General features: G+C 64.5%; 13 protein-coding genes. 6 read left to right on the forward strand and 7 right to left on the reverse strand.

Annotated features, from left to right (window positions below):
* The first annotated feature begins 196 nt into the window (after positions 1–196).
* From AC1RUK_RS25775 to AC1RUK_RS25800, 6 genes are all read left to right on the forward strand, one after another.
* The gene (locus AC1RUK_RS25775) at positions 197–1,078 is read left to right on the forward strand and encodes a glucosamine kinase nucleotide-binding domain-containing protein (RefSeq protein ID WP_436170423.1); all 882 of its coding nucleotides are present in this window, start codon (positions 197–199) and stop codon (positions 1,076–1,078) included.
* The gene (locus AC1RUK_RS25780; protein ID WP_436170422.1) at positions 1,075–1,854 is read left to right on the forward strand and encodes a GntR family transcriptional regulator; all 780 of its coding nucleotides are present in this window, start codon (positions 1,075–1,077) and stop codon (positions 1,852–1,854) included. The genes AC1RUK_RS25775 and AC1RUK_RS25780 overlap by 4 nt, the downstream gene beginning before the upstream one ends.
* The gene (locus tag AC1RUK_RS25785; protein WP_436170421.1) at positions 1,851–2,885 is read left to right on the forward strand and encodes an SIS domain-containing protein; all 1,035 of its coding nucleotides are present in this window, start codon (positions 1,851–1,853) and stop codon (positions 2,883–2,885) included. Before AC1RUK_RS25780 ends, AC1RUK_RS25785 begins: the two co-directional genes overlap by 4 nt.
* A complete protein-coding gene (nagA, locus tag AC1RUK_RS25790; protein ID WP_481838395.1) occupies positions 2,882–4,060 on the forward strand; it encodes an N-acetylglucosamine-6-phosphate deacetylase in 1,179 nt (392 codons plus the stop codon). The genes AC1RUK_RS25785 and nagA overlap by 4 nt, the downstream gene beginning before the upstream one ends.
* A 44-nt stretch (positions 4,061–4,104) precedes the next feature.
* Positions 4,105–4,425 carry a hypothetical protein gene (locus AC1RUK_RS25795; RefSeq protein WP_436170419.1) on the forward strand — a complete coding sequence of 107 codons (321 nt, stop codon included), beginning with the start codon at positions 4,105–4,107 and terminating at the stop codon, positions 4,423–4,425.
* Positions 4,426–4,490: 65 nt separating this feature from the next.
* Complete coding sequence (locus AC1RUK_RS25800; RefSeq protein ID WP_436170418.1) at positions 4,491–5,603, forward strand: NAD(P)/FAD-dependent oxidoreductase; 1,113 nt, start codon at positions 4,491–4,493, stop codon at positions 5,601–5,603.
* 36 nt (positions 5,604–5,639) lie between these two features.
* On the opposite strand, the gene AC1RUK_RS25805 is transcribed toward AC1RUK_RS25800, so the two are convergent.
* The 7 genes from AC1RUK_RS25805 to AC1RUK_RS25835 form a co-directional block, all read right to left on the reverse strand.
* Entirely contained in the window at positions 5,640–7,169 is a 1,530-nt protein-coding gene (locus AC1RUK_RS25805; RefSeq protein ID WP_481838394.1) for a malonate--CoA ligase, read from the reverse strand.
* Between the two features lie 64 nt (positions 7,170–7,233).
* Positions 7,234–7,980: a GntR family transcriptional regulator gene (locus AC1RUK_RS25810; RefSeq protein WP_481838393.1), complete on the reverse strand. Its 747-nt coding sequence runs from the start codon at positions 7,978–7,980 to the stop codon at positions 7,234–7,236.
* Between the two features lie 340 nt (positions 7,981–8,320).
* Positions 8,321–8,998 carry a ribulose-phosphate 3-epimerase gene (rpe, locus tag AC1RUK_RS25815; protein ID WP_481838392.1) on the reverse strand — a complete coding sequence of 226 codons (678 nt, stop codon included), beginning with the start codon at positions 8,996–8,998 and terminating at the stop codon, positions 8,321–8,323.
* A gap of 247 nt (positions 8,999–9,245) precedes the next feature.
* Positions 9,246–11,198, reverse strand: a complete 1,953-nt coding sequence (locus tag AC1RUK_RS25820) for a hypothetical protein (protein ID WP_481838391.1) — start codon at positions 11,196–11,198, stop codon at positions 9,246–9,248.
* A 129-nt stretch (positions 11,199–11,327) separates the two neighbouring features.
* Positions 11,328–15,155: a DUF7929 domain-containing protein gene (locus AC1RUK_RS25825; protein WP_481838390.1), complete on the reverse strand. Its 3,828-nt coding sequence runs from the start codon at positions 15,153–15,155 to the stop codon at positions 11,328–11,330.
* A 10-nt stretch (positions 15,156–15,165) separates the two neighbouring features.
* Complete coding sequence (locus tag AC1RUK_RS25830; protein ID WP_481838389.1) at positions 15,166–17,127, reverse strand: hypothetical protein; 1,962 nt, start codon at positions 17,125–17,127, stop codon at positions 15,166–15,168.
* Between the two features lie 412 nt (positions 17,128–17,539).
* Positions 17,540–18,481 carry an alpha/beta hydrolase gene (locus tag AC1RUK_RS25835; protein WP_481838388.1) on the reverse strand — a complete coding sequence of 314 codons (942 nt, stop codon included), beginning with the start codon at positions 18,479–18,481 and terminating at the stop codon, positions 17,540–17,542.
* Between the last annotated feature and the right edge of the window lie 20 nt (positions 18,482–18,501).

Raw genomic sequence — 18,501 nt, forward strand, 5'->3', positions numbered from 1 at the left:
ATTCCCTCCAACTCACAAAACAATACCAAAAAAATACCACTTGTCCACACGCATTAACGAATTCATTGCTCAGAAATTGGACCGCCGGCAAAATGTGCTGATTTTTCAATAAAATACGCCTTAATCTTTTTGAAACCGAAATTAACTCTTGGCTATTGGTATTTTATTGGTATTATTTGCCCGGAGGAGAAATCGCGTGAATTTCGTGCTTGGCATCGATGGCGGCGGCACCAGCTGCAGGGCAGCCCTTGCAACAGCGGGCGGCATGGTCGTCGGCCGCGCCAAGAGCGGCGCCGCCAACATCCGCACCGATCTCACCGGCGCCCGGACCAACATCGTCGAGGCGGCACGGCAGGCCTTTATCGCCGCCGGACAGGATCCGGAACTGATCCCGCAGACGCCAGCCATTCTCGGTCTTGCCGGCGCCAATGTCGGCACCTACAGGCAGCAGCTCGAAGCGATCCTGCCGTTCAGCCAAAGCCGCGTCGAGACCGATGCCGAGATCGCGCTGGAGGGCGCGGTTGGCTCCGGCGACGGTGCCATGGCCATCCTCGGCACCGGCACCGCCTATATGGCGCGCAAGAACGGCACGTCGCGCGCCATCGGCGGCTGGGGTTTCCAGGTCGGCGACCAGGGCAGTGGCGCCCGCATCGGCCGCGACCTGCTCGAACAGACTCTGCTTGCCTATGACGGCATTCGCCCCGCCTCGCCCTTGACGGACGCCATGCTCGCCGTCTTCCGCAACAATCCCGAGGACGTGGTCGAGTTCACCACCAATGCCAAGCCCGGTGATTTCGGCGGCTTCGCGCCCAAGGTCTTCGATCACGCCGCCAAGGGCGACATCGTCGCCAACTGGATCCTCGACAAGACAATCGCCGATGTCGAGGCCTCGCTCGGCGCGCTCGATCTCTCGGGCGGTGCCCCGCTCTGCCTGCTCGGCGGGCTGGCGCCGCTCTATGCGCCGCGCCTGTCGGCGCGCTACCAGGCGCTGCTCAAGCCGCCGCTCGACGATGCGCTGGGTGGCGCGGTGCAGATGGCGGTGCGCATCTTCGCCAATGCCGCGGAGACGGCCGGATGAACGCCGCCGACCAGATCTTCGCCATGCTGAAAGAGTCGTCGCAAAGCGGTGCGCCGCTCTACCTGCAGCTCAGGAAGAGCATCGAGGACGCGGTCAATCGCGGCCTGATCGGACCCGGCGACGCGCTGCCGTCCGAACGCGACATTGCCAGCAAGGCCGACATTTCGCGCGTTACCGTGCGCAAGGCGGTGCAGGATCTGGTCAAGGGCGGCATTCTCGTCCAGCGCCACGGCTCCGGCACTTTCGTTGCGCCGCGCATGGAACGGGTCGAGCAGTCGCTGTCGCGGCTGACCTCGTTCACCGAGGACATGGCACGGCGCGGCATGGCGGTGCGTTCGGCCTGGCTCGACCGCGGCCTCTATGCGCCCTCGCCCGACGAGATGATGGTGCTCGGCCTGTCGTCGAGCGAACTTGTGGCGCGCGTGGCGCGCCTGCGCATTGCCAACGACACGCCACTGGCGATCGAACGCGCCTCGCTGTCGGCCAGCGTGCTGCCCGACCCGGAGGCAATAGGCTCGTCGCTCTACGCGGCACTGGAAATATCCGGCAATCGGCCGGTGCGGGCGGTGCAGCGCATCTCCGCCGCCAATCTCGGCGACAGCGACGCGCGCCTGCTCGAAGTGCCACCGGGCATTGCCGGACTGCATATCGAACGTATTTCCTATCTGGCGAGCGGCAAGGTGATCGAATTCACCCGCTCAATCTACAGGGGCGACGCCTATGATTTCGTCGCCGAACTCCGGCTGAGCGGGCCGGGCGAGGAGGGCCGGCCATGAGCGCAACATCAACCACCCATATGCGGCGCGAGATCGAGGAGATCCCGGAAGCCACCGCCCGCCTGCTCGACGGCTCGGCGGCGGTGTTGACCGAAGCCGGGCGTGGCATCCGCGAGCGCGACCCGAGCTTCGTCGTCACTGTGGCGCGCGGCTCGTCCGACCACGCCGCCACCTTCATGAAATACGCCGTCGAGCTGACCGCTGGCCTTGCCGTCGCTTCGGTCGGCCCATCGATCGCGTCCATCTATGGCGCCAAGCTGAGGCTTGCCGGCTCTGCCTGCCTCGCCATCTCGCAGTCGGGCAAGAGCCCCGACATCGTCGCCATGGCGCAAGCGGCAAGGGCCGGCGGCGCGCTGACCGTCGCCATCACCAACACCGCCGATTCGCCGCTGGCGCGCGCCTCGGACTATGCCATCGACATCCTCGCCGGACCGGAGCGCAGCGTCGCGGCGACCAAGACCTTCGTCAATTCCGCCGTTGCCGGTCTCGCCTTGATGGCGCATTCCACCGGTGACGATGCGCTGCTGGCCGCACTCGCCGGCTTGCCCGAGCATTTCCGCAAGGCGATCGCCTGCGACTGGATGGCGCTGGCCGGCGCACTGGAGACACCTAGATCGCTGTTCATCCTCGGCCGTGGTCCGTCTGCCGCGATCGCCAACGAGGCGGCGCTGAAATTCAAGGAAACCTGCGGCATGCATGCCGAGGCCTATAGCGCCGCCGAAGTCATGCACGGTCCGCTGGCATTGGTCGGACCGGGCTTCCCGGTGCTGGCGCTGGCTGCCCGCGATGCCTCCGAACCGTCGGTCGCCGAGGCGGCCGACAGCCTGGCGGGCAAGGGCGCGGCGGTCTTCGTGACGTCGGACAAGGCGAAGAGCGCGCTGCGCCTGCCTTATGTCGCCACCGGCCACCCGCTGACCGACCCGCTGGCGCTGATCGTGTCCTTCTATGGCTTCGTCGAAGCCTTTGCCCGTCATCGCGGCCTTGATCCGGACACGCCGCCCAATCTGCGCAAAGTGACGGAAACCGTATGAGCGACCGTTTCGCCCTGACTGGCGCTCGCATCTTTGACGGCGCCGACTGGCACGAGGATGCCGCCCTTGTCGTGCAGGGCGGTCTGGTCGAGGCCATCGTGCCTGCCGGCGCCGTTCCGTCCGACGTCATCAAAGTCGAGACCGGCGGCGGGCTGCTTGCGCCGGGCTTCGTCGATTTGCAGGTCAATGGCGGCGGCGGCGTCATGCTCAACGACCATCCTGACGTCGCCTCGATCGCGACCATCTGCCGGGCGCACGCGCCCTTCGGCACGACGGCGCTGTTGCCGACTTTAATCACCGACACGCCCGCGATCACAGCGGCGGCGGTTGCCGCAGGAGCCGAAGCCGCGCGGCAGAAGGTGCCGGGCTTTCTCGGCCTGCATCTCGAAGGTCCGCATCTGTCCGTTGCCCGCAAGGGCGCGCATGATCCGGCTCTGATCCGGCCGATGCTGGATGCCGACCAGGCGGCGCTGATCGCGGCTCGGAAAGAGCTTCCCGTCCTGCTGACGACGATCGCACCTGAATCCGTCGAGCCGTCGCGCGTTGCAGCGCTGGCCAAGGCCGGCATCGTCGTCAGCCTCGGCCATTCCGACACCGGCTACGCCAGGGCACGCGCCTTCGCCGGCGCCGGTGCGACCGTGGTCACCCATCTGTTCAACGCCATGAGCCAGGTCGGCAATCGTGAGCCGGGGCTGGCGGGAGCCGCCATCGACACCGGCACATTGTTTGCCGGCATCATCGCCGACGGCATCCATGTCGATCCTGCCACCATGGCGATTGCGCTGCGCGCCAAGCAGGGGCCCGGCAAGATCGTGCTGGTCACCGACGCCATGGCGACGATCGGCACCGACATGACCTCGTTCACGCTGAACGGCCGTACCATCTATCGCAAGGACGGCAGCCTGCGGCTGGCCGACGGAACGCTGGCGGGTGCCGATCTCGACATGATCTCGGCTGTCCGATATGTCCACCGGGTCGTCGCGCTGGAGCTCTCGGAGGCGTTGCGCATGGCCTCGCTCTATCCGGCACAGGCGATCGGCCAGTCGCACCGGCTCGGCCGCTTCGCCAACGGCACCGCGGCCGATATCGTCGCTTTGTCGGACGATCTGAATGTCAAAGGCGTCTGGATCGACGGCACTAAGGTTTTTGCGGCCGGCCCCGACATTTTGCATTAGAGTCAGAGACCCGTTGGCTTTCGTCTCAAACTGGAGACCAGCAAGTGGCCTTGGTGCAGAATTGGGTTTGGCTCGTTAATTGGGATCCGCTGATTGATCAGATCGGTCACATGGCTGGCGAGGCCCTTGACGTGGGGTTGCGCAGGATTCTCGACGACGAGCTCAAAGAGTCCGATACGGATGCATCTCCACCGCGATGGGCATCGTGCCAATTCGATGGTCCCCGACCCATTACCGCTTTGTTCGGAATTGATCAGGGAACGGACGTTTTGCTCGTTCGAATTGAGGTGCCAGACAACCTTTCTGTTCGGGCCGAGACAGTACTCGACCTGATGAAGTCTTACGCGCTTGTGGCGCCTGGCTGATCGTCCGCACCGGGTCGAACCCGATCGTTGAGAATGATTGAGTTTTAACCTCGGGGAGCGGACCGATGCACACAGTCGATTGCGTTGTTGCCGGGGCAGGTGTCGTTGGCCTCGCCGTCGCCCGCGCGCTTGCCTTGTCGGGCCGCGAGGTGCTGGTGGTCGAAAAGACGGCAGACATCGGCACCGGAACGAGTTCGCGCAATTCCGAAGTCATCCATGCCGGCATCTACTACGCGCCGGGAAGCCTTAAGGCCTGTCTCTGCGTGGAAGGACGCGAAAGGCTCTATGCCTACTGCCGCGAGCGCAACATCGGCCATGCCCGCACCGGCAAGCTGATCGTTGCCGTCGAAGCGGCACAGCTCGACAGGCTGCAGACGATCCGGGCCAATGCGCAACGCAGCGGCGTTGACGATCTCGAATTGCTGACGCGACAGGAAGCCGAAAGCCTCGAACCTCATCTGAACTGCGCTGGCGCATTGCTGTCGCCCTCGACCGGCATCGTCGACAGCCACGCGCTGATGCTGTCCCTGCGCGGCGACGCGGAAGCAGCCGGCGCTTCTTTTGCTTTCCTGACCACGGTTGCCGCGGCGGTCGCCGGAGCCGATGGGGTGCAAATCCGCACGCTCGACGCCAGCGGTGAACCGTTCGAATTGAAGGCTGGCGCCTTCGTCAACGCTGCAGGCCTTGACGCGCAGGCCCTGGCCGGGCGGATCGAGGGTTTCCCGCAAGACCTCATCCCTCAGCAATGGCTGGCGCGCGGCAACTATTTTGCGCTTTCGGGCCGTTCGCCCTTCTCGCGGCTGATCTATCCAGTCCCCGTCGATGGCGGCCTTGGCGTCCACCTGACGCTCGATCTCGGCGGCAGCGCGCGCTTCGGACCCGATGTCGAATGGATCGACCATGTCGACTATACGGTCGATCCCGGCCGAGCCGATTCATTCTACGGCGAGATCAGGCGTTACTGGCCGGGTCTTGCGGACGACGCCCTGCTCCCGGCCTATGCCGGTGTCAGGCCGAAACTGTCCGGTCCGGGCCAGCCGGCGGCCGATTTCCTGATCCAGGGCCCGGCCGACCATGGTGCCGGCCGCATTGTCAGTCTGTTCGGCATCGAGAGCCCTGGCCTGACCGCGAGCCTCGCCATCGCCGAACATGTTTTCGAGCTGTTGTATCCGAACTGACCCCGCGCAGGCTGCGATGTCCGAACCGAGTTCAGCTCATGAGCCGGCTTTCGATGGCGCGTAAAGGTCCTTGTAGGTTTCGCGCAAAAGATTCTTCTGCACCTTGCCCATGGTGTTGCGCGGCAACTCGTCGACGAAGATCACCTGCTTGGGATGCTTGTATTTGGCGATCCGTGCACCGATCGCCGCGATGATATCGGCGGCGCTGATGGCAGAGGCCGGCGCCCGCACCACGACCGCCGTGACGCCTTCGCCGAAATCCGGATGGGCAATGCCAATCACAGCGCTCTCGCTGACCCCGGCAAGCGCGTCGATCTCGCTCTCGATCTCTTTCGGATAGATGTTGTAGCCGCCGGAAATGATCAGGTCCTTGCCGCGCCCGACGATGTGCACATAGCCATCGGCATCGATCAGCCCGAGATCGCCGGTGATGAAGAAGCCGTCCTCGCGGAACTCGGCCTTGGTCTTCTCCGGCATGCGCCAATAGCCGGCAAAGACATTCGGGCCCTTCACCTCGATCATGCCAACCTCACCCTGGGCGAGCGTGCCGCCGCTGTCGGGATCGGCGATGCGCAGCGAAACGCCCGGCAACGGAAAGCCGACCGTGCCGGCGCGCCGCTCGCCATCATAGGGGTTCGACGTGTTCATGTTGGTCTCGGTCATGCCGTAGCGCTCGAGAATGGCGTGGCCGGTGCGCTCGCGCCAGGCCGCATGCGTCTCGGCCAGAAGCGGTGCCGACCCGGATATGAACAGGCGGATGTTTTTTGCCGCCTGGCCGTTGAGGCCTGCCTGCTGCAAAAGCCTGACATAGAAGGTCGGCACGCCCATCAGCACTGTTGCGCCGGGCAGCAGCGAGACGATGCGGCCCGCGTCGAATTTCTGCTCGAACAGCATCGAGGCCCCGGCCATCAGGATGACGTTGGTGGCGACGAACAGGCCGTGCGTGTGGAAGATCGGCAGCGCATGGATCAGCACGTCGTCAGAGGTGAAACGCCAGTGGTCAACCAGCACCCACGCGTTCGAAGCGAGGTTGTCGTGGCTGAGCATGGCGCCTTTCGAACGGCCGGTCGTGCCTGACGTGTAGAGGATGGCGGCGAGGTCGTCCGGCCCGCGCGCCACATCGTGGAAATCCCTCGGCTGGTGCGCTGCATGGCCGGTCAGCGAGCCATCGCCTTTGGCGCCAAGCGTGGCCACAGCGGCGCCCGATGCCTCCGCCAGCGGCCCGATATCGGCCGCCCGTGCCGGATCACAGACGACAAGCCGCGGTTCGGCATCGCCGAAGAAATAGCCAAGTTCCGCCAACGTGTATGCAGTGTTGAGCGGCAGGAACACAGCACCGGCGCGCAGGCAGGCAAGGTAGAGAAAAATGGCCTCCGGACTTTTCTCGACCTGGACGGCGACGCGGTCGCCCGGCTTGACGCCGAATTGCGAGAGCGCATGCGCCAGCTGCGCGGACTGGGCCAGCATGTCGCCATAGGTGATGGAGCGCCCTTCATCCGTCTCCATCAACCGCCGCCCAGGCCCGGGCATGCGGGCGCGGAAAGCGTCGAACAGGTGATTTCTCATGGTTTTCCCTGATATGGCGTTTTGCAGCAGCGCAAATATCAGATTTTTGGTGCGGGACGAGCAGCTATTTGCGGCCGCGCGATGCCTTGCCGGCGCCGGCCTTGGCCTGTTCGTCCTGGGCGAAGCGCTCCATGCACATGGCCGCCGTCAGGCGGTAGTGGCTGAGTAGAGCTTCGACCGCGCCGTCGGCGTCGCCATCCAGCGTGCGCTCGGCGATCAGGCGATGCTCGCCGAGATCGTCGCGTTCGATTGCCGGGCTGACCTGCGACATCAGCCGGTAGCGGGAGGCCTGATCGGAAAGCTGGTCGCAGAACCCAACCAGCCAGTGCGACCGGCAGCCTGCAATCAGCGCCCTATGGAAGGCGCGATGCAGCTTCTCCCAGTCCGGATTGTTCGACGAGGGCTCGTCCGGCAGGCGGCGCGGGGCGCGCGCCAGGCGATGCAGCGCCAGCACCAGCTGCTCTTCCCATTCCGCCGTGCGGTGGGCGATCGATTCGCGAAGCGCCCGCTCTTCCAGCCAGCAGCGCGTGCGGGTCAACTCCTCCAGTTCCTCGGCGCTGACCGGCATGAGGAAGAAGCCACGCTGGTCGTGGCGGCCGAGCAGACCTTCCGAGGCGAGACGGTTGAGAGCTTCGCGCACGGGCGAAGCCCCGGCGCCATACCGCGAAACCACCCACTCGACCCGAAGCTTGCTTTCGGTTTCGAGCACGCCACGCAGAAGATCGTCGCGTAGCTGATGATAGACCGTGCTGGCGAGGGTGCCCTTGGGTCCGGCCCCTTCATCGCCCAGATCGGCGGTTCCGTATGTCAATATAGCTCCTGTTGCCTGCTTGGGCCCGTTGTGGATTCTTGTGTCAAAGCAGCATTGATCCCGTACGCGTACTATACCGCGCCCTGCTTTCGACCCTCAAGCAGAAGATGGCGGTATTCGACTTAAAGAGGAGAGATGGTAGTACCCCATCCGCCAATGTAACTATTGTCAGGAAAATCTCTTTGTCCCGAAGAAACCAGCGCGCGCCGAACAAGAGGCGTTTGGCGCGTTTCCTTTGCCGTTACAATCGGAAGTTTGGCGACCAAGCCCGTGCCTGGCCTAGCATTTCGGGTTCATCGTCAGGGCCGGCTGAAGCTGTCGAATCTTGCTGCAATCGATTTCAGACGGCGGCGCGGTCCGCTGCCGTCCTGATCGCCTCGATGTTTGCCCGATAGGCTTCGACGCTGCCGCCCTTGAAGATGGCCGCACCCGCGACCAGCACGTCGGCGCCGGCAGCGGTGACCAGCGGCGCCGTCTCCGGCGAGACGCCGCCGTCGATCTCGATCCGGATCGGGCGCTTGCCGATCATCGCCTTGACCCGCTTCACCTTGTCGACAATAGCAGGAATGAAGGCCTGGCCGCCGAAACCGGGATTGACGGTCATGATCAGGATCAGGTCGAGCCGGTCGAGCACATATTCGATCGCGCTTTCGGGCGTCGCCGGATTGAGCGACACGCCCGCTTTCTTGCCGAGGTTCCTGATCGTCTGCAGCGAACGGTCGAGATGCGGCCCGGCCTCGGCATGCACGGTGATGCCGTCGCAGCCGGCTTCGGCGAAGGCGGCCAGAAAGGGATCGGCCGGCGCGATCATCAAATGGCAGTCGAAGAAGGCCTTGGTGCGGTTGCGGATCGCCTTGACCACCGGCGGGCCGAAGGTGATGTTGGGCACGAAATGGCCGTCCATCACGTCGAGATGGATCCAGTCGGCGCCGGCCGCCGCGACGGCCTCGACCTCGTCGCCGAGCTTCGAGAAATCCGACGCCAGCACCGATGGCGCGATCAGGGTCTTTTGAGCCATGTCCGCTTCCCGTTCTTGGAACCCGCTCCCGCCCTAACGCATCGGCCCGAAAATCGGAACCGATTTTCGGAAAGCACGATGCGTAGATTCAAAAGTGTTAGAGCGTACTTTGTGCGTCCAAATGGACGCACGTCGCTCTAATGGTCCCGGCGCTGCTTGTCGACAGGAATCCGGCGCCGATGCGTTCTCCACACAGAGAGAGGGAGGCAGCCATCGGCCGCCTCTCTCCTACATTTGCGTCAGGATTTCAGTTCACCAGCCGCCGCAGCTTGGCCTGTCCCTGCAGAAACGGCTTGGCCTTGCCTTGCTTCAACTTCTGCAAGTCGGTCACGCTCGGCTTGGGCACGCAATGTCCACGCACCAGCTTTTCGGTTGTCCGGCAGCCAGTGGTGATGATCGCATCCTTCACGCACGCCTTGCCGATCAGATGGTAGCCGCGTTTGCAGTCGATGACGACGGGAGGCTTGCGCACGCATTTGCCGTTGATGCGCAGTTCGTCGCGCCTGCATTTGTCGGCGATCACCGGGTTCTTCACGCATTTCAAGCCAAGCTGACGATAACCGGGCAGGCAGTGGATGCTGACACCGATGCACCTGCCGTTGACCAGCTTTTCGGTGCTTTTGCATGCGGCAACGATCGGCCTGTCGATGCATTTTCTACCCACCTGTTTCTGGCCGGGCAGGCATTTGCGGCCGGGATCGACGACGACTGGTGGCAGTCTCGGCTTGCCGAAGTCCGGGCGCGTGCTCGAGACGAGATCGTCGGCTTCCGGTTCGAAGGTGCGCTTTATGCAGGTGAAGTCCTCCTTGTCCGTATCGACGGTGGCGATGGAGCCGTCCTGCTTGATCTCCTGCAGCGTGCACTGGATCGAGCGGGTTCTGACGATGCTGAGATCGTGTGCCGCGCTCGCCTTGAACACGCCGCCATCGTTGAAGGCGACCTTGGTTCCCGTGAAGAATGCGCCGTTCGAGCAACTGATCCGGTAGTGGAACGCGCCAGGCTCGTCACGGCTCACTTCGAATGCGACCTGGCCCTTGCGTGGGCACAGTTTCTTTCCTCCGGCGCTATCGGAAACAGCGACCTCGCCTTGCCAGCCAGTCTGCGCCGGCGGGTTGTCGGGATCGGTCTGCGGTGCGTCGGTGAAGCCACCGCCGCCGGCGCCGGTGCAATGCACCGTGATGTCCTTCCAACCGTCGAAGGGTTCGAACGGACCATTGCCGACGATTTCGGTCTTGTACTGGAAGTAGGCCGTGGCACCGACATTCTCCCATTTCTCGTAGGTCGCGAAATAGCCGTTCTTGGCCGCGTCGTAAGACGCCCACGCCTGCTTGAACTCGGAGCTGATCGCTCCGCCGTCCTTCTGTCTCCAGATGCGCATCGAGACCGGCCCAGCCTGGTTGGCCTGCGCCCGGCTGGTGACCTTCAGCGAGGGGCAGACCGTGCCGGGCGTCGAGCCCGGTTGATTGGACTGGTAGGTGGTCAAGAACAGCTTGACGTTGTCGACCTCGAACTTGCCGAAATCGGTGGCGATGTCCTGGACCGTGGGCTTGATCACAGGGTCGCAGACGATTTGAACCTGGAATGTGCCATGCTCGGCGTAATGGGAGTCGAAAAGCGGATAAGGCCAGCTGCCCTGCTGGACTTCGGCCACGGCATTGTCCATGTCGAGCGCCTTGTCGGTAAGCGCCGTGAAGCTGGCGTGAAAGGTGTGGTTGAACGTATAGGATTTCGTCGGTCCGTCGGCCTGCAGGTGCTGGTTGCACTTGGCGATGATCTGGTCGCCATAGGGCACGACGGCAATGCCGGTGTCGGACGACAGCGGTATTTTGGACGGGTCAAAGGCGAAGTTTTCCTGGTGGTCGTAGTCGCGGCTGACTGGCGCGTCGCTCCAGATCGGCGGAAACGGGCCGCATTGGCCGGGTCCGCAGACGCCGAGTGCGACGCCGACATCCTGAACATAGCCGGGCCAGCGTGTGTTGATCTTCATGTGGCCCCAGAACTGGACGGTGCCGCTCTTCAGCGTATCCCATTTCTGTTTGTCGCTCGAAACGACATGGAGCGTGGTGTTGACGCTCTGCGTGTCGAAGGACATCGACTTGATGTTGGCCTGTTCGGCGAAGGCAGAGGTGGTGGCTAGTCCGGCTGCGAGCAAGGCAACGGTCGCAACCGTATTGCGAAAGGCGTGGCTGACTGAAGACATATCTCTCTCCTGAAGTGTTCCTTCAGGCGTTGGTCGCCGCTTGCCGCATCAAGGTTCACGCAATCGATCAAGCCAACGAAAAACCCCGCCGGATTGCTCCGGCGGGGTTTGGTCTTTTGGTGCCCAGGATTACGGCTTGGAGTTCAGGGTGGCCGGATCCTGCTGGTCCACCTGCGGCGTGCGCCTTGGCAGGACCTGCTGGAGGATGTTCGGATTGAGCAGCAGGTTCGGGTTGATCTCCGGCTGCCTGCGGACGCAGTTCGGATACCGTCCCACGGTGCCGGCCGGGCAGCGCCTGATGATGATCGGCTGGCACTGGCCGTTGATCAGCTGCGAGCCGGGCGCGCATTCCTGCCGAACCTTGCGGCAGGCGCCGTCGCGGACCTCGGTGCCACGCGGGCAGACACATTCGCCGCGCTTGTTATGCACCTGGCCGCGGATGGTGCACTGCTCCAGCTGGGGCTTCTTCTGCCGGCAGGCACCATTGCGGATCTCCGTACCCTTCGGGCAGACGCAATTGCCGTTGGAGTCGTGGACCTGGCCGCGGATCGTGCACTGCTCCGGCTTTGGCCGGACCGGACGACAGGCACCATTGCGCACCTCAGTTCCTTTCGGGCAGACGCAATCGCCATTGGCGTTGTGGACCTGGCCGCGAATGGTGCACTGCTCCGGTTTCGGCCGGATCGGCCGGCAGGCACCATTGCGCACCTCAGTCCCCCTCGGGCAGACGCAATCGCCGTCGGCGTCATGGACCTGGCCGCGAATGGTGCACTGCTCGGGCTTCTGCTTGTCCCGCACGCAGGCATTCGCATTCCTGTCGAGATGCGTGCCGGCGGGGCAGCGGCAGTTGCCGTCCGCTGTCGGGACCGAACCGGGGATGGTGCAGCCCTGCGTGACCTTCACGCAGGCACCATTCTCAAGCCCGGTTCCGCGCGGGCAGATGCAACGTCCGTCCTCGGTGCGGATCTGGCCCTTCAGCAGGACGCAGGGCTTCGGCTTCGGGTCGGTGATGACACCGCCGCCGGGCGAGCACTGGCCGTTTCGGAAGGTGGTGCCGGGCGGGCAGACGCACCTGCCGGCATCGTTCATGACGAAGCCTTGCGAGCATTCCTTCTCCACCTCGTTCTTGATGATGAAGGGATGGCAGGCATAGGCCTTGCCGCGATCGCCCTGGATATTGGCCTGATTGCCGGAAAGCACGTCGCCGCCGCCTTGCACCCGCGTGTCGGGAGACAGGACGCCAACGCAGTTCTGACCGTTCACCGTGCCCTGCAGATTGGCCAGACGACCGTCGTCGGGAATGACCACGGTGACAGCGTGCACGTGGCTTTCCCCGGCGCCGAGCGTCAGGTCGGCGACGCAGGACAGAGGTAGCGTTGCCGGTTCCGGCGAGCAGCCGAAGGGCGGTTCGATCGAGGTGATCGCAACGCCTTCCAGCCTGCCTAGGCCTTCCACGCCGACCGCATCACCGATGCGGACCGGACCTGAGAAGGGGGTCGTCCCGTCGTTCGTGATGGTGATCTCGAACGTGCAGGGCCGACCGGGCTGGCACTCGCTGTCGCCGGTCTTCTCGACACGGATGGTCGAAACACCGCCGCCCTTGGCGCAAGCCTGGCCGATCGGATAGACGATGTCGTCTCCCGGCGCCGGCCCGTAGGAGCCGCGCGCGCAGTTCTCGAACTCGCCATTGGCCGAGACCGTCACGTCGAAATGCCTTGAGGTTCCGGGCGTCATCACGGCGCCGGGAATCTGGCACGACAGCGCATTGGCGGGGACTGGCCCGCAAGCCCATTCCGCGCCGTCGGGCGTGACGGTCTGGATCTGGACCGGCGCGCCGCCAGCCACCAGCGTGGCGGCATCGTTGACCCGCACCGGACCGGTGGGGGCAGCGGTGCCGAGGCTGATGACGGTGATGCGGCACGAGATGACCGCGGCACCAGCGAGCGAACCGTTGCACACTTTGGTGATGCGCAGAGCCGGCTTGCCGCCATTGGGATGACGGAAGCGTTCCTTGGCGCAGGCCTTGTTGTTGGTGAGGTCGACCTCACCGGGGATGGGCTTCACCGCCGCGCAGTTCTCGACGGTGTCCGACTGGTAGCCGGCCGGCATCACTGCCTTGACGACGATCGGCGTCGAGGCGCCCGGCATCAGCACGATGCCGGCATTGTCGCAGCGGAACTGGCCGGGGCCGTTCGGTCCGCATGTCCAGGGCGGGCTCGGGCCGAAGGTCGAGGATGCCGGCGCGCCGCCAGGATAGCTGTCGATCACCGTCAGCGGCCCATTATAGGGGACGCTGCCGTTGTTGATGATGTCGATCACGAAGTAGCAGATGCCGTCGGGCGTGCAGACCGGGATGCGGGCACGCTTCTTCAGGATCAGGTCGACCTTCTTCTCGACCGGCGGCCGGCATTCCGGGTCGCGGTCGCCACGCCGACAGATCGGGATCGAGGCGCAGCCGCGATCGTTCTGCTGGCTGCCGAACAGCGGCTTGCCGCTGGCGCCATAATTGTAGGTGGCGCAGTTGCGTAAAGCACCGCCTTGCCAGCCCCCGGCCGGCTTGAAGCCGAGCTTGAGGTCGACGGAGGCCCCCGGGTTGAGCGTGGTCACCGGATAGGTGCACGTCATCGGCGTTGCTCCGGGCACACAGACCCAGGGCGGATTGGGCCCTGAATCCAGCGTTGAACCGGCCGGCAGCGTCACCTCGTCGAGGACGATCTTGCCGTGATAGGGCGCGCCGCCGACATTGGTGACCCTGATGGTGAAGTCACAGCCGCCACCCATCGTGCAACGCGTCACGTCGGCGCGCTTCTCGACCTTGAGGTCCGGCTCCTTTTCGGGCGGGCATCTGAGGTCACGCGGAATGACGATGTCGATGGTCTGCGTGCAGCACAGGCCCCAACCCTCTTCCGGCCCGGCATAGGTCTCGATGCCGGTGACGATGAGGTGGATGACGTCGCCGGGCGATGCGCCGACGATCTTCCAGTTGAGCACACCGCCGCCCGCCGGCACCAGTTGCGTGTCGGGAATGATGGTGATGCCGGGTGTCGTCGTCGAAACCTGCACCCACTTGCCGCCCATCTCCGGGCCAACCGGCATGTGGTAGATGAAGGCGCCGCCTCCGGGCACGCAATCGACCTTGCCGCGCTCCACCTTGAAGCATTCCTTGCCGGGAGGTGGCGGCGGCGGGTTGCACTTGGTCAGGTCGATCCTGATCGAGGTCTTTTCGCCGGTGAGGAAATCGCCATCATCCGGCTTGCTCGGATCCTGCGACGGGATGACCTTCGCGGTGCCTGGTCCGGCGGTCACCGTGATCAGACCCTGGTTGTCGACGATCGTCGGCGCGGGAAACGCCGCATGATCGATCTTGGCCGTGATGAGGAAATTTATGATGCGCTCGTTCGGAGCCCCGACGCCGTCGAGATCGGCGGCGGAAATCCGGAAATCGGAAACCGTCGCCGTGTCGTTCGGATCTGCCGAGGTGCTGATCGTGGCACCCGGCAGCGGGCCGCCGGACGAATCCGTTCCGTCGCCGGACACATTCACGTTGACGATCTCAAGGCCGTGCGGAAGCTGGTCCTTGAAGTCGACCCTGACCTTTTTCAGTCTGGCCACGAAGCTTGGATCGGCAAAGCCCTGCGGATCGCCGCGCAAGCCGAAGCTCAGGGAATAGACGACGTAGTCGCAGCCTCTTTGAGTGCCTTTCTTGGTGAAGAAGGGCACGATCCGGTCGGGCCTCGGATTGATGACGCGCGAACTGTCAAGGTCGAGCCTAAGCTCCGGGCTGATCGGGACAGCGTCTTGCGCGAAGCCTTGTGCTGGCGTCAGCATGGCGACCGCGATACCGGCCGCCATCAGCCAGCGCGCGCCGCGCCTGGCGAGTGACAGGGGTTTCATGATCGTCTCCATGACGGTTGGTTGCGTGCTTGTCGCGAGCGGGGAAAGTGCGAGATTCATCATCTTTCCCTCCTCACGGTTCGCAGCTGACGGCTGGCGTTCTGAGCGGCACGGTCATCTTGCAGCAAGGGAAGTAGCCGCCCTTGTCGCGGTCGGACTGCCTGTAGAAGCAGAGCCCGACATTGACGGTGTCGCCCGGATAATGGCCGGTGATGTTGATCGTGTAGGGCGCGCCGGGCGCATGCGACATGGGTGAAGTCACCCCGACGCCTGGCGTCCTGGACGAAGCCTTGATCGAATCGCCACCAAAGCCCGCATGGTCATGGAGGTAGAGATCGGCCTCGAGGCCGGAGGGCGTGCAGAAATACTGGACGTCCTCGACATCGAGACAGGGAGGCAGATCGCCGGGCGGTGGGAAGTCCGGCGGATAGAACGGTGGCAGATAGCCGCCCGGAATCTCCTCATAGTAGCCGGCACGGCCCTCGCAGGGGCGCCAGACCTCGACGTCGCCGACATGGCCTTCCACCTCGGGGTCTTCGAAATAGCCGTCGAAGTCGACGAACCAAGAGCCGAAAGGCGGCACGTTGGCCGGCTTGACCAGCGGCGTCGGCGTGATCTGCACGCCGTGCACGGCGGACGGCCCGCCCGCGGCGAGCTGTTCGGCCAATGCCGGATTGTCGCGCAGTTTGTCGCCAGTGTTGACCAGCGTGTCGGCGCAGGAGCGGGTGTCCAGATTGCCGTCCGCGTCATAGCCATATTGCAGGTCCAGGCCACCGGCCGACTGCCGGTTGCCTTGCGGGAAGCCGACCGCATATTCCTGCGGCTCTTCCACCCAGACCGATTCCGTCGCCGGATCGTCCGGATTTTCGCGCCAGTAGCGGATGACCTCGCCTTTGCCGGAATCGGCGAACTGGCTGTAGTCGTAGCGGTTTTCCACCGGGCCGCGCTGCGCCAGGTACATGAAGCCTTGGTTGTCGAAAGCGATGTCGGTGACGGCGTAGTCCTTGTCGGCCTTGACCGTCAGCTCCCAGCGCGGATCGCCGGCGAAGCTGCCGTCGCGGGCAACGCCCACCGACCAGATCTCAGCCTTCTCACCGACCGAGTAGTAGACCCGGCCACCATGATAGGCGACGGACCAGACGCGGCGTTCGTCTTGCGTGTAGCCCCAGCTGTCGGGGTCTTCACTGTCGAAGGCAGCACCCTGGATGTCCATCACCGCGCCGTCGTCGGCGACAGGGGCGAGCCCGTGCGCCGGGCGCCCGGCAACGCCGTGGTCGAAGCTGTCGATCAGCGCGCCGTTGGCGTCGATGCGATGGATGAGGCCGGTGTCGAGGTCGCTGGCGAAGAACTGGCGGTGGATGGCGTCGAAGCTGATGTCGCCGACGCCGGGACCGCTGTTGGTGTCGATGTCGGCGAATTTGGACACGGCGCCGGTGACGCCGTCGATCTTCCAGATCGTGCCGGGACCACCGCCGTTTTCGATGCCGAACTGGCCGTCCATGAAGGTGGCACCTGCCGTGCCGCGGCGTTGCCGTTCCGGCCGTCCGTCGGCGTCTTCGTCCGGGGTGACGATGCGGATGCCGTGCAGCGAGGTGGCGCCAGCATAGAGGTTTGGAATGCCCGATGGAACGCCGTCGCGCACGCCGTCGTCATAGGCCAGCGCGAACACCTGGCCGACCTGCTCGGCCGTTACCTCGAAGGGCGGCGGCGTGTAGACGAGCTGGCCCGAGGCCGGTCCGCCCAGCCCTGAAACGTCGAAAACGCGCAAAGTTGCGCGCGTGGTATCGATGAAGGTTTCGTCGACCGGATCGACGCCTGGCGGCAGGCCTTCCTCGAAGCCGGGAATGATGGTGCCGGAAAATCCGGTCACCGCCATCGAACCGGGATAGATGATCTGGGTTTCCTGTGCCTGGGCAGGGCCGCCCAGCCACAGGCTGGCGGTCAGCGCCAATGCCAGCAAAGCGCTGGCGGTCTGCCCCGCGCGGCGCAAGCGGCCGGCGCGAGAGGGCACGAACGAGCCGTGATCGCAAGACATGACATTCCCCCCACAGGATACGGGAGAAACGTCCGGAGTTGCCGCGCGAATCAGGGCAAGGCGCGGCGTTCCGTCACGTTCGTCCCTGATCGAATTGTCTGCTTTCCTCATAGTCACGATACGCCGGCTCTTACGCAGGGTCAACGGAATCAGCGGAAAGCCCAGCGCATCGACCCCGTCCCGAAGGCGATGGTCGCGCTGAGCTCCTGTTGTTCCCGGAGACCGTGGAGCCTCTGGGTGTCTGGTCATGGGGGGCTTCCTTTCCGGGCCGCACCATGCGGCACCTCACGTCAGTCGCGGACGGAGGCGGAAAGGTTCATTGGCCGGGAGGAACGGCTGGGTCGCAGAGGTTGATCGAAGTGACTGACGGCAAGACGCCGTCATGGCGCATCGGCGCAAATGACGAAGGGTTTCACCAGGTCCAGTCACCCCTGCCCAGCACCGACACTGCCTCGACGATGCGGGTGAAGCTCACACGAGCCCGGCCGACCGTGTGCCTGGCCCGGAGATAGCCATGCACCAGCCCCGGCTCCTCGAACCAATGAGCTCGCCCGGCGGCAGCAAGGATGCGGTCGCGATAGGCCTCGCCGTCGGACGACAGCGGGTCGCATTCGGCGGTGATCAGCACGGTCGGCGGCAGGTTGGCGAAATCGGCGTCGGCGAGCGGCGACAGGGTGATGTCTCCGGTCCGATCCACGCCGCCGGTGCGGATGTGCTTGTAGAATTCGATATCGCGCACCGTCAGCATCGGCGCCTCGGCATGCGTCACATAGGAGCCCTTCGAACGGTCGCCGAAAAGGCCTGCATAGATCAGCACCTGGCCGATCGGTCTTTTGACGTGGCCGCGCGTCGCATGACTGACGGCGGCGCAGAGATTGCCGCCGGCGCTGTCGCCGCAGAGCAGGACCGGGCATTTGTAGGCGGCCGCAGCCCATTCGAAGGCGCCCAATACGTCATCGAAGGCGGCGGGGTGCAGATGCTCCGGCGCCAGCCGGTAGTCGACCGACACCACCTCGTAGCCGGTACGGGCGCAAAGCTCGGCGCAGACATCGTCATGGCTGTCCAGTCCGCCGAGGATGAAGCCGCCGCCATGGACATAGAGTACCATCGCAGCATTGTTCGGCGTCGCGTTGCGGTAGACGCGGATCGGGATATTGTGCGCTGGTAATGCAATGGTGGTGGTTTCTGCCGTCACGCCTTGCGGATAGCCGGCAAAGAATTCTCGGCACATGCGGTCGTAGATCGCGCGCTGCTCGGCGATCGTGTAGTCGATCGTATCCGGCGGATAATAGGAATTGGTCTTCTCGATGAAGGCCCAGGTCCCGGCGTCGATGAGGGTTTTGTAGTCGGTCATGGCTGCTGAACGGACTGCGT

It is taken from the genome of Mesorhizobium monacense, from assembly GCF_056781675.1.